This window comes from Algibacter miyuki (genome assembly GCF_030409805.1).
GTDB classification, from domain to species: domain Bacteria; phylum Bacteroidota; class Bacteroidia; order Flavobacteriales; family Flavobacteriaceae; genus Algibacter; species Algibacter miyuki.
Genome location: NZ_JAUFQP010000013.1, coordinates 282,346 through 295,052 on the forward strand (window position 1 = coordinate 282,346; position 12,707 = coordinate 295,052).

The following is a 12,707-nucleotide window of genomic DNA, read 5'->3' on the forward strand; positions in this document are numbered from 1 at the left end:
CATTTAGCTGTTAATGAGGATGTCTTTATTCTAATGGCGCTAATTTTTGGCGTTTTAACCTAACAAACAGAATAATATTAAAACGCCTCGTTTCATTGTATCTTGATTTTTAGTGTTTTACGTTGAAACACCCTGTTTTCAGGGTATTCGTTTTCACCAAATACGGGGTTATTCTAAGGTGTGTATTGCTATACATTTGTACCAGGAAATACGGCACACCACAAGTTAAAACATAAAAAAGCTTTGGGTGTTATTCAAAAAAAACAAATAAAAAACAACCATTAAAAAAAACAACATTATGACTTTCGGAATTACATTAATCTTATTAAGTATCATCGCAGTACCTTCTTTATTATTATCAAAAAAACCTAACGCAAAAGAACTTCTAGAAAAAATTGAGCCTTATCAAGGTTGGATCGGACTTATTTTGTGTTTCTACGGCGTTTGGGGTATTATTTTTTCAATATTAAACTTAGGCTGGATTACAACATTCCCAATTTGGTGGGCCACTTTATTAGCAGGAAGTGCTGTGCAAGCCGTTTTAGGTTTCATGCTAGGCTTTAGCTTAATTAACAAACTGGTTTTATCTAAAAACGAAGCTGCTAAAGAAAAGGCTATGGTTCTTAGAGAAAAACTAGCGCCAAAACAAGGGAAGTTAGGAATCGTAGGTCTATTTGTAGGCGCCTGGATGATTGTTGCTTCTATCTTATTCTTTTAATTAAAACACACTAAAAAAAATCAAATTATTATGAAAAAATTTATCCTATTCGCAGCATTATTATTCACGTTGCCATTTATCGCACAAGAACATAAAAATACCATTACCGTTATTGGTGAAACAAAAAAAACAGTACAAGAGAGTGGTTATACCGTTTTAATCGGGTTGCAACAAGTTATTTATCATGGCGGACAACAAGAGGTGGAGGCTACATCTTTAGCTGATGTAACAAAAAACTACGCCGATAAACTGGCCGACTTAAGAATTGATTTTAGCCGATTCCGAAGAAACACATATTACGAATTAGCGATGTCTTACAGTCAAAACAGAGAATCTGCTTACTATAGTTTTACAACGGATGATATAGAAGAAGTGAGAAAAATTATTCAACTTAATTTGGCAGGGATGACTATTGTATATAACGAAGTATTGGCTAAAGAATTGACTAACGACCAGTTGGTAGAGCTTTCTGAAGCAGCTATAGCTAATGCTAAATTAAAAGCAAAAGCAATTGCTAAAAAAATGAATAAAACGGTTGGTGATATTGTAAATATATCAGACTCAAATACTAACGAACAGTATATTCAAAATTATGGGATAATCACAACGCAGCCTTATGATGTAACCGTAGTATTCGAGCTTAATTAAATATTAAAAAAATAAAAATTCAGTAAGGTTTTTCGGTATTAAGCCTGTATTATTTAACTACTTTCGCCGCCCTTAAAAAAATTAAAGGATGTCTATAATTAACAAATTCAAACAAAAATCATGAAAATTAAATTAACAGTATTATCAGTATTCGCATTCTGTAGCATGTTTAACGCAGAAGCACAAAAATTAAAAAAGTTTGGAAGTTCTATTGAAAAGAAAATTGGACCAAAAACAATAAAAGTACCTTACACTGATGTGATATCATACTTAGGATACGCTACGCCAGGTAATGAAGACAACATTGTAGACGATAAAAAATTCTACTATATTTATTTATGGGTCCCTGCTGTAGCTCCAGAATTAGGAGTAAGAATGCTTTCTCCTGTAGCTAAAACAAAAATTAAAGACGCTATTAGTTCTTCAGAATATGAAGCTAATGCATCGTCTAGCGATTATTTTGATACATACATTACTTTAGAGCGTTCTTCTATATTCACAAAAGAAGGTGTTACTGTAGATGGTGCTAAAAACGCAACATGGACTACACTTGCTAGTAACGATGATAGTAGCGAAATGCCTGCACAACCAAGTGGAAGCAGCTACAACTCATTATTAAGATATAAAAGTGAAGTTGGTAGCCCAACAAAAGCATTAACTGCCGGTTTATACCGTATTGGTTTTACAACTTACAAAAGAGGTGAAGTAAAAGGAACCTTTTTAGCAGAAGTAGCAGCACCAGTAAAATTACCAGGAGTTGTTATGGCTAAAACCATAGAAGAACTTAAAAAAGGACTATAGTATAAAAACAGGCATCCATTAACCCTCTAGAAATACCTCTTTATGTATGTAAAGAGGTGTTTTGTTTTTATCATTTATATCAACGTTAATTTATAAAAACAGTATATTTAAACCCTTTTATTTTAAAGAAAGCTATCTTTGCAGCATGCAATCCAAAGCCCTTTTTATAACGCCTCCGTTTACGCAGCTAAATACCGCTTATCCAGCAACCGCCTATTTAAAAGGCTTTCTGGAAATACACGATATTTCTATGCCGCACTGCGATTTAAGTATCGAGCTGTTTACTGCTGTTTTTAAAAGTGATTTTTTGCGTGCCATGTTTAAAGAAGCTAAGGATTTGGGTAATTACAATTATCCCGAAGTAAGCAAAATGAAATCGCGCTACATCTCGTGCGTCGATCCTGTTATTGCATTTCTTCAAAAGCATGATATTGAAACTGCTCAAAGCATATTAAAACCCGATTTTTTACCACCAGGACACCGTTTAAAACATGTCAATACTAAAATAGAATGGGAAGCTGGTGATATTGGTGTTATTGATAAAGCCAAACACCATGCCACACTTTTTATTGAAGAAATAGGCGATTTTATACAAGCCAACGTCGATGAGTTTTTTGCATTCACCAAATACGCTGAGCAAATTGCAACTTCGGCTAGTAGTTTCGATCAAATAGACGAGTTTTTAAGCTATCAGCCCACACTTATCGAAGAGGAAATGCTCGATATTTTGGTGGATCAAATTAAAACTCATCAACCTAATTTAGTGTGTTTTACGATTCCTTTTCCGGGGAATTTATTCGCAGCCTTACGTTGCGCACAATTTATTAAACAACTTTTTCCAGATATTTACGTGGCTTTTGGAGGGGGGTATTGCAATACCGAGTTACGCGCGTTAGAAGATCCTAGAATATTCGAATTTGTCGATTTCATCTCACTCGATGATGGCGAAGGTCCGTTATTAAAAATGATAAACTATCTCGACGGAAAAATTGATATAAACCAACTAGAGCGCACCTTTGTACTCGAAAATAATAAAGTGGTTTACAAGAATAAAACGCCAAATACCATTTATCATCATAAAAACTTACCCGCACCAAATTATTCGGGTTTGCCTTTTGATAAATACGTCTCCTTTTTAGATGTGGTAAATCCTATGCACCGTATGTGGACTGATGCTCGTTGGAATAAACTCACCATATCCCACGGATGCTACTGGAAACAATGCTCTTTTTGCGATGTAAGCCTAGATTATATAGGTAATTACCAAAACACTACCGCAGAAGATTTAGTCAATAAAATTGAAAAAATAATAAAAGATACCGGCATTACAGGTTTTCATTTTGTGGACGAAGCAGCGCCTCCAAAAATGTTACGCGCGCTATCAAAAGCACTAATAGAACGAAACTTAAAAATAACGTGGTGGACTAACATTAGGTTTGAAAAAACATTTAGTTTCGAGTTATGCGAACTCATGGCGCAATCGGGTTGTATAGCAGTAACTGGCGGGCTAGAAGTAGCTTCAGATCGTTTGCTTTCTAAAATGAAAAAAGGTGTTGATATAGCACAAGTGGCACGAGTAACCCATCATTTTTCGGAAAATAATATCATGGTGCATGCTTATCTCATGTACGGATTTCCCACTCAAACCGAGCAAGAAACCATCGATTCTCTCGAAGTAGTTAGGCAATTATTTCAAAAAAACTGTATTCAATCGGCATTTTGGCACCAATTTACCACCACCATTCATAGTCCTATTGGGCAAAACCCCGAAGCTTTTGGTATCGAGATAACAGGTCCTGTGTTCCAGGGGTTTGCACAAAACGATTTGTACCATAAAGATGCACAAGGTGCCAACCATCCCAAGTATACTAAGGGGTTAAACCTCGCTTTACACAATTATTTAAATTCGGCTGGGCTGCAAGATAATCTGCAAAACTGGTTCGATTTCCCTATACCACCAACAAGCCATCCCGATGGTTTAATCGAAAGTTTTTTAGAAGCATTAACCGTAAAATAATTTGGGCGTTACCTTTATCCTGAAACAAATTCAGGATAAAGGTCAGGCTTTCCGTTGCAAGTCCTCGCACCTCCTGCGTCGGGCTATGGGCTATCCACTGCAATCCTTAACGCAGGTGTATCCGTAAGGTTAAAGTCTATTCGAAATAAAATACCGGTCTATAAACGTTCTTAAAAACAAGTGAATCATAATAACTATGTTTTTTCGGATTATAATCTCAAAAAGAAACACAAACAAAAACCCCAAAACATAAAGTCGTGGGGTTTTCTAGCTATTAATCATAACTTCAACTAACACTAGTGAAGAATATTAAATAGTAAGACGTAAAATAGTTTCGGAAATTGCAAAAAGATAAAAACTTTAACACTCTTTAACGTTTAGGGCTGTTAATGCACAAAGCCCGAATTTAAATTCGGGCTTTATCATGTAAGACAATTACGTGTTGTACGATTTATGTATTGTGAAGGTGACTAACTCTAAATAATTTTTACTCGTACAGCACTGTCTACGTGTAATATAACGAATTTTGACGAGGTTTATTTTATTTTTTTAGAATAAATTTGAAAAAATAACGTTTCAGAAAGCGTTCAATAAAGGGAAATAAACATATATAACGTAATAATCACTTTATGGCTGAGGTTTTTTAGTCTCGATATTTTCAGAAGGAAACAGGGAAAGTAAGGCAGCGTTGTATATGTCGTCTAAAAGGAATATAAAATATTTAAAAAATGAGTAAAAAAACATTAGTTATCGGCGCGTCATTAAAATCAGACCGCTATTCCAATAGAGCTATTAAAAAATTAGTGGCTCATAATAATGAAGTTGTAGCCATTGGTTTACGCGCAGGAGTTGTTGCTAACGTAGAAATCGATACCGATAAAGTGGCTTATCAAAATATCGATACGGTAAGTTTGTACCTTAACCCTAAGCGCCAAGCCGATTATTTTGATTATATTATTTCTTTAAATCCGAAACGTGTTATTTTTAATCCTGGAACCGAAAACCCAGAATTCTACAAGCTTTTAGAAGCAAATAACATCGCTTTTGAAGAAGCTTGTACCTTGGTTTTGTTATCTATCAATCAGTTTTAGGCTTTACTTTTTTTCGAAATTAATAGTAATCCAATAAAAGTCAGGATGCCATTAATAATGAGTAATTCGTAACCAATCACGTAGCCGCCTAAACGTTCTGCCGGTATGGTTCCAATAATAAAAGAGATTAGTACAGATAGTAGTGCTACTAACCAAACATAGTTGTCTTTTATAGTGTATTTTGTGAAAATTCCGAAGGCAAATAACCCCAGTAAAGGGCCGTAGGTATAGCCTGCAACTTTTAGCAAATTATCAATAACGTTGCTGTCTAATACGTATTTAAAAATAACGATAACAATAATTAAGAGTACGCTCATTAATATATGTACACGTTTACGTAAACCTTTTTGTACGTGTTTTTCGCGTTTTTCGATACCTAGAAAATCTACACAAAAAGAAGTGGTTAAAGAGGTTAAAGCCGAATCGGCACTACTGTAAGCTGCGGCAATTAATCCTAGTAAAAAGAAAATAGCCAAAGTAATACTCAATCCACCATTTAATGCAATTTCAGGAAATAGTAAATCGGTTTTTACTTTGCCGTCTAAAGTAGGGATGGCAATTTGATTTTTTTCCGCATAAATAAATAGAAGAGCTCCCAATAAAAGAAACATAAAATTAACAACGATTAAAACTGATGCAAAGGAGAGCATGTTTTTCTGAGCATCTTTTAAGCTTTTGCAACTCAGGTTTTTTTGCATCATATCTTGGTCTAAACCCGTCATACAAATCGCGATAAACATACCACCCAAAAACGATTTTATAAAATGATTTTTAGCCAAAATAGAATCGGTAAACATGATTTTGTTGTATTTGGTTAATTCTTCCGAAGCGAAAAAATCGGCAAAACTCCAGTTCAATTTATCGGTAATTAAATAAACCGCAACCACTAAAGCGGTAAGCATGAATAAGGTTTGCAAAGTATCGGTCCAAATAATGGTTTTTATGCCGCCTTTAAAAGTGTAAAGCCATATTAATAAAATAGAAATACTCACGGTAACTACAAACGGAATTCCAAAATCGTCGAAAACAAATTTTTGCAATACAATAGCTATTAAATACAATCTAAATGCGGCTCCTAAAACCCGAGAAATAAAGAAGAAAAACGCACCTGTTTTGTAACTTACAACACCGAAACGATTTTCCAAATACTGGTAAATGGAGGTAACATTCATTTTGTAATATATGGGCATGAGTACGTAGGCAATTACCAAATAACCCACCAAATAACCGAAAACGACTTGCATGTAACTAAACTGAGAACCAGCAACCCAACCTGGAACTGAAATAAAAGTAACGCCAGAAAGCGATGCGCCAATCATGCCGAAAGCAACTAAGTACCAAGGCGCCGATTTGTTAGCTTTGAAAAAAGCATCGTTACTGTCTTCTTTTCCAGTGAAATATGATATTAAAATTAATACGCAAAAATAAGCAGCGATTAAAAAAAGTATTTGTGTGGCCGTCATAAAAAATGAAATTGTAAGTTTTTCAAAATACGAATATAAAACATCAATAAACAAGCTCTAATGTGGTTATTTAAAAGTGTGGTTTAAAATTAGCGAATATCCTTGCGAAATAGTAATTTCGCAATCATGGAATTCTCTTCAAAATTATTAGAACGCGCTGTAAATGAGATGTCTCAATTACCAGGTATTGGTAAGCGTACGGCGCTGCGTTTAGTTTTGCATATGTTAAGGCAACCTAAAGAGCAAACTATTGGTTTGGCCGAGGCATTAAAAACCATGCGTGTGGAAGTTAAATTTTGTAAATCGTGCAATAATATTAGCGATGTTGCGTTGTGCGAAATATGCTCTAATCCGTCGAGAAATGAAGGCGTAATTTGCGTGGTGGAAGATGTGCGAGATGTTATGGCTATAGAAAACACTAGTTCGTATAAAGGCTTGTACCATGTTCTTGGAGGTAAAATTTCTCCTATGGATGGTATTGGTCCGCACGATTTAAATATAGAATCCTTAGTGGCTAAGGTGAAAGAAGGAAAAGCTAAAGAACTTATTTTTGCGTTAAGTTCAACCATGGAAGGGGATACCACAAATTTTTATATTTATAAGCAAATTCAAGATTACGATGTGTTTACATCAACTATTGCCCGAGGAATTTCGGTTGGGGACGAATTAGAATACGCCGATGAAATTACTTTAGGTCGAAGCATTGTGAATAGAATTCCGTTTGAATCCTCATTAAAATTGTAATTTTTATTATTTGAAACTCTCAATTGTCATCCTTAATTATAATGTGCGCTACTTTTTAGAATTGGCTCTAAAAAGTGCACAAGCGGCAATTGCTGAAATTGATGCTGAAATTATTGTGGTTGACAATGATTCTAGTGATGATAGTTGCGCCATGGTAAAACGTGTGTTTCCAGAAGTAAAGCTCATCGAGAATAAAGAGAATTTAGGCTTTTCAAAAGGAAATAACATAGGTGTTTCAATAGCAAAAGGAGAATATATTTGCATTTTAAATCCGGATACGGTGGTTGCTGAAGATACCTTTACAAAACTCTTAGCTTTTTCTGAGAAAAAAGAAAATCTAGGTCTTGTAGGTTGTAGATTAATCAACGGGAGCGGCTTATTTTTACCTGAAAGTAAACGTAACGTTCCAACAGTTTCGGTAGCATTAAAGAAAATTTTAGGAATGTCTGAAATGTATTATGCCAATCATCTAACAGCCGATGCTATTGGTGAAGTTGATGTTCTTGTGGGCGCATTTATGCTAATAAAAAAAGATGTTTATTTAGCTGTTGGCGGTTTTGATGAAGATTACTTTATGTATGGTGAAGACATCGATTTATCTTACAAGATTATAAAGGCAGGTTATAAAAATTATTATTACGGCGAAACAACAGTTATTCATTTTAAAGGTGAAAGCACACTGAAGGACAGTCGTTATGCACGTCGCTTTTTTGGTGCTATGCAAATATTTTATGAAAAGCACTTTAAGCAAAACGTGATTTTTGATTTAGTTGTTTGGTTAGGAATTAAATTAGCCTTAGTTTTTAGACGATCAGGAACAAAGGAAATCAAAGCGATTTCAGAATATGTTTTTGTTTCAAAAAGTGAAAACGAAGCATTACAAAAGAAACTTCCAAGTAAAATGAATTTACAGTCGGCATTTGGCGATTTTAAAACAGGAGCTGAGGTTGTTTTCGATGCCAACATAATGTCTTATAAAGATATTATTGAGCATATTAAAAATGCAGATAAAGAATTAACCTTTAAAATATTACCAAACCAATCGCATTTTATTATTGGAAGCAATAATGGATTTAGTAGAGGAGAAGTAATAGATTTTAAATAGTATTGTGTGATTTGTTTAATGAAATTGATGTTTTTTCATTAATTTTGCATTGTAAAACTAAAAAACAAGTATTTTATTAATAATATGGCAAAGTTTGAACTAAAGTTACCTAAAATGGGAGAGAGTGTTGCTGAGGCAACCATTACCTCTTGGTTAAAAGAAGTTGGAGATACTATAGAATTAGACGAAGCAGTTTTAGAGATTGCAACGGATAAGGTGGATAGCGAAATTCCGAGTGAAGTAGATGGTGTTTTAGTCGAAAAGCTTTTTAATGTAGATGATGTTGTTCAGGTTGGGCAAGTCATCGGCATTATTGAAATTGAGGGAGATGCTGAAGTTGCTAGTATAGCAGCTACTGAAGATGAAGCATCTGATGATGAGGACGAAGCTGTAAAGGAGATAGAGCAAAGTGTGGAGGTAGCCAAAGAAACGGCTGCACCATTAGCATCTAGTGAAACTCGTTTTTATTCGCCTTTGGTGAAAAACATCGCTAAAGCGGAAGGCGTGTCGCAATCTGAATTAGACAACATTGTTGGTACTGGTAAAGATGATCGTGTTACTAAAACGGATATTTTAAGTTACGTTGAAAATAAAGGAGCTAATCAAACGGTTGCTCCAGAAAAAATAGCAGCGCCAACAAACCCAGTGGCTCCTAAGGTTGCACAACAGGCTCCAAAAGCAGTATCAAATCCTGTTATTTCAACAGGTGAAGATGAAATTATCGAAATGACCCGAATGGGTAAGTTGGTAGCGAATCACATGGTGCAGTCCGTTCAAACTTCGGCACATGTGCAGAGTTTTATTGAAGCCGATGTTACTAATATTTGGAATTGGAGAAAAAGAGTTAAAGATGGCTTTATGAAACGTGAAGGTGAAAACTTAACCTTTACACCTATTTTTATGGAAGCTATTGCTAAAGCACTTCGTGAGTATCCCATGATGAATATTTCTCTTCAGGGAGATACTATTGTAAAGAAGAAAAATATAAACCTAGGTATGGCAGCAGCTTTGCCAGATGGTAATTTAATAGTTCCCGTTATTAAAAATGCCGATCAGCTTAACTTAGTTGGTATGACCAAGCAGGTTAACGATTTGGCTAAAAGATCGCGTTTAAACCAATTGAAACCAGACGATATTCAAGGAGGAACATACACTGTAACTAATGTGGGAACCTTTGGAAGTATTATGGGGACACCTATTATCAATCAGCCACAAGTAGGGATATTAGCATTGGGCGCTATTAGAAAAGTGCCTGCGGTTATTGAAACTCCGGAAGGTGATTTTATTGGTATTCGTTACAAAATGTTTTTATCGCACTCTTACGATCATCGTGTTGTAAATGGCGCTTTAGGCGGTATGTTTGTAAAAGCGGTTACCGATTATTTAGAAGCCTGGGACGTTAACAGAGAAATATAAACTTACTTATTGTAATTGTTTATAGTATCTATAAGCGCGGTTTTTGTAGTGATGTTGGTGTATATAGACGCCTTGATTTTAAGTATAAAAGTCGCGTTTTTTATAACATCTGTAGTTTGTTCGGTATGCTTTAAAAGTTGTTCTAATTCTTGTTGATGCGCCTTAATATCTTTAGTTTTAAATGCTATTTGATAATCGTTAAACAGATTTTTGGCGTCGTTACACAAGGCACAGTTTTCAGATTCAAAAATAGTGATGTCTTCAGTTTTTAAAGCATCGTCTATATTAATCTGGAAATCATCAAAATCTTTACGGAAACTTAGGTTTTGGCTAATTTCATTGACAATAAATTGCTCGTTATAGTCACCCACTTTATCGGTTAGCTTTATAAGTGTAATTAAATGTTTTTCGCTGTTGGCAGGGATAACTTTTAATACAGGCCGGTTACTGCTTCTTCTGTAATCTTTGGTTTCTATGCGTAAAAAAATAGAATAGCTTACAGAGTCATTATTTTTGGCATAAAACTCTAAGCGTTTACCATTTTGTTTTTTAACAAGTTCTACATTTTTATTCTTGGTTTGCTGAGCAAAACTGAAGAAAGAAAATAAAAGTAATAGAAGAAAAGAATATGTTGTTTTGTGGTTTGAATTCATAATACGAACAAATTTAAACAAATTTTAAAAGTATATTTGTAAAAACATTTAATAAAAAATGAAGTTAAACCTTACAAAGCCGATCTGTTTTTTCGATTTAGAAACTACAGGAATCAATATATCTAAAGACCGTGTAGTCGAAATTTCTATTCTTAAAGTTTACCCTAACGGAAATAAAGAAAGTAGAACTTGGTTGGTAAATCCAGAAATGACTATTCCGCAAGAGGTGGTAGATATTCATGGAATTAGCAATGAAAAAATAGCAAACGAACCTACCTTTAAGGAACTTGCTAAGGATATTTACGGTATGATTAAGGACGCCGATTTAGCGGGTTTTAATTCTAATAGATTTGATATTCCTTTATTAGCAGAAGAATTACTGCGTGCAGATATCGATTTTGATATGAAAAGCAGTTTAGCTGTAGATGTGCAAACTATTTTTCATAAAATGGAACAACGCACACTTAGTGCTGCATATAAATTTTATTGTAATGAAAATCTGGAAGGAGCGCATAGTGCTGAAGCAGATACCAATGCGACTTACGAAATTTTAAAAGCGCAGATTGAGCGTTATGATGATTTGGAGAATAATACCAAATTTTTAGCTGAATTTAGTTCTAGAAATAAATTTGCCGATTTTGCAGGATTTATAAATTATAATAAAGATGGTGTAGAATGTTTTTCTTTCGGAAAGCATAAAGGAAAATTAGTAACCGATGTTTTAGAAAGTGAACCGGGATATTTTGGCTGGTTATTGAATGCCGATTTTCCGTTATACACTAAAAAAGTGCTTACCGCTATTAAATTACGTAGTTTAAATACGAAGGCTTAAAAAAAATAGAGTTAAGAGTTAATAAAAGAGCGTATAGAAATGTTATACAGAAGTTGAAATTGTGCTAGATTAGAATTGAAAACTAAATACTTGTTTTTAGACAATCTAACGTACTGAATACTGTATGCTGACAACCGCGTTAGGGATTGCAGAGGAAAGCCCACAGCCTGACGAAGGAAGTGCGCGGACTTGCAACGTAAAGCCCGACCTTTAAACTGAACTTTTTTCAGGATAAAGGTAACGCCCAAATTAAAATTAATAAAGGATGAAACTTATTTGTATTGGTCGGAATTATACCGAACACATCGAGGAATTAAATAATGAGAAACCTACAGATCCGGTGGTGTTTTTAAAGCCTGATACGGCGATTTTACTTAAAAAGCAACCGTTTTTTATTCCTGATTTTTCGGACGATGTACATTATGAAGTGGAAATTTTAGTGAAAATAAATAGAGTAGGGAAGCATATTGATAAGAAATTTGCGCATAAATATTACAATGAAATTGGTTTAGGTATCGATTTTACAGCCCGAGATTTGCAGGCTCAATTAAAAGCAAAAGGACTCCCTTGGGAAAAAGCTAAAAGCTTTGATGGTGCTGCTGTAATTGGAAATTGGATTTCTGTGGATACTATTGATAATGTGGATAATATTGAGTTTTCTTTAAAAAAGAACGATATTGTTGTACAAAATGGAAATACAAGCCACATGTTGTGGAAAATTGATGATTTAATAGAATATGTGTCGAAATATTTTACTTTAAAGATTGGAGATGTTATATTTACAGGTACGCCAGCAGGAGTTGGTAAAGTATTGGCAGAGGATAAGTTAAAAGGATTTATAGGAGATAATGAGATGTTTTCAATAACAGTTAAATAAATGGAACAACACTACAAATTATTTAGAGTAAGAGAATTAGCGGATAATGACGAGTCTTTTGTCGCTGCATTGGCCGAGGCTTTTTTGGAAGAAGTACCCGAAGATGCTGAGCGTTTAAAAAAAGCAGTTGCCGAAAAAGATTATACTGAAGCCTACCAAGCGGCGCACAAAATGAAACCAACCATCGATTTGTTTGAATTGGGTGTGCTGGATAAGTTAATTGAAGTTCAGGATTGGGGTAAATTTACTCAAAAGGACGTCAATGTTGAGGAGCAACTAGCTATTGTGATTGATGCAGTAGACAAAACGGTAGCAGAAATTAAGTCGGATTTTAATCTATAG

At 34.6% G+C, this 12,707-nt stretch carries 13 protein-coding genes; 11 read left to right on the plus strand and 2 right to left on the minus strand.

All coding sequences use genetic code 11. The annotated features are described in order from the left end of the window. The first annotated feature begins 298 nt into the window (after positions 1-298). The 5 genes from QWY92_RS13515 to QWY92_RS13535 all read left to right on the plus strand — a co-directional run bounded on the left by QWY92_RS13515 (position 299) and on the right by QWY92_RS13535 (position 5,275). Positions 299-718, plus strand: coding sequence for a hypothetical protein (locus QWY92_RS13515; RefSeq protein ID WP_290272147.1), 420 nt, complete (start codon positions 299-301; stop codon positions 716-718). Positions 719-748: 30 nt separating this feature from the next. Then, on the plus strand, positions 749-1,366 hold the full coding sequence (locus QWY92_RS13520) for an SIMPL domain-containing protein (RefSeq protein WP_290272148.1): 618 nt from the start codon (positions 749-751) through the stop codon (positions 1,364-1,366). Between the two features lie 120 nt (positions 1,367-1,486). Beyond that, a complete protein-coding gene (locus tag QWY92_RS13525) occupies positions 1,487-2,167 on the plus strand; it encodes a Lipl32 family lipoprotein (protein ID WP_290272149.1) in 681 nt (226 codons plus the stop codon). A 145-nt stretch (positions 2,168-2,312) separates the two neighbouring features. Further along, positions 2,313-4,184: a B12-binding domain-containing radical SAM protein gene (locus QWY92_RS13530; protein WP_290272150.1), complete on the plus strand. Its 1,872-nt coding sequence runs from the start codon at positions 2,313-2,315 to the stop codon at positions 4,182-4,184. 728 nt (positions 4,185-4,912) lie between these two features. Further along, positions 4,913-5,275 carry a CoA-binding protein gene (locus QWY92_RS13535; protein WP_290272152.1) on the plus strand — a complete coding sequence of 121 codons (363 nt, stop codon included), beginning with the start codon at positions 4,913-4,915 and terminating at the stop codon, positions 5,273-5,275. Here QWY92_RS13535 and QWY92_RS13540 read toward each other — a convergent pair. Then, positions 5,272-6,738 carry a sodium:solute symporter gene (locus QWY92_RS13540; protein ID WP_290272154.1) on the minus strand — a complete coding sequence of 489 codons (1,467 nt, stop codon included), beginning with the start codon at positions 6,736-6,738 and terminating at the stop codon, positions 5,272-5,274. The two genes, QWY92_RS13535 and QWY92_RS13540, sit on opposite strands and share 4 nt — an antisense overlap. A 126-nt stretch (positions 6,739-6,864) precedes the next feature. On the opposite strand from QWY92_RS13540, the gene recR reads away from it, so the two are divergent. From recR to QWY92_RS13555, 3 genes are all read left to right on the plus strand, one after another. Further along, complete coding sequence (gene recR, locus QWY92_RS13545; RefSeq protein WP_290272156.1) at positions 6,865-7,482, plus strand: recombination mediator RecR; 618 nt, start codon at positions 6,865-6,867, stop codon at positions 7,480-7,482. A 10-nt stretch (positions 7,483-7,492) separates the two neighbouring features. Continuing rightward, positions 7,493-8,587: a glycosyltransferase family 2 protein gene (locus QWY92_RS13550; RefSeq protein ID WP_290272158.1), complete on the plus strand. Its 1,095-nt coding sequence runs from the start codon at positions 7,493-7,495 to the stop codon at positions 8,585-8,587. An 84-nt stretch (positions 8,588-8,671) separates the two neighbouring features. Continuing rightward, entirely contained in the window at positions 8,672-10,003 is a 1,332-nt protein-coding gene (locus QWY92_RS13555) for a dihydrolipoamide acetyltransferase family protein (RefSeq protein WP_290272160.1), read from the plus strand. A gap of 2 nt (positions 10,004-10,005) precedes the next feature. On the opposite strand, the gene QWY92_RS13560 is transcribed toward QWY92_RS13555, so the two are convergent. Continuing rightward, the gene (locus QWY92_RS13560) at positions 10,006-10,656 is read right to left on the minus strand and encodes a glutaredoxin domain-containing protein (protein WP_290272161.1); all 651 of its coding nucleotides are present in this window, start codon (positions 10,654-10,656) and stop codon (positions 10,006-10,008) included. Positions 10,657-10,714: 58 nt separating this feature from the next. Between QWY92_RS13560 and QWY92_RS13565 the strand changes: the two genes are divergently transcribed. From QWY92_RS13565 to QWY92_RS13575, 3 genes are all read left to right on the plus strand, one after another. Then, positions 10,715-11,488, plus strand: a complete 774-nt coding sequence (locus QWY92_RS13565; protein WP_290272162.1) for a 3'-5' exonuclease — start codon at positions 10,715-10,717, stop codon at positions 11,486-11,488. Positions 11,489-11,753: 265 nt separating this feature from the next. Then, a complete protein-coding gene (locus tag QWY92_RS13570) occupies positions 11,754-12,365 on the plus strand; it encodes a fumarylacetoacetate hydrolase family protein (protein ID WP_290272164.1) in 612 nt (203 codons plus the stop codon). Then, positions 12,366-12,707 (plus strand): Hpt domain-containing protein, encoded by a 342-nt coding sequence (locus tag QWY92_RS13575; protein WP_290272166.1) that lies wholly within the window; start codon positions 12,366-12,368, stop codon positions 12,705-12,707.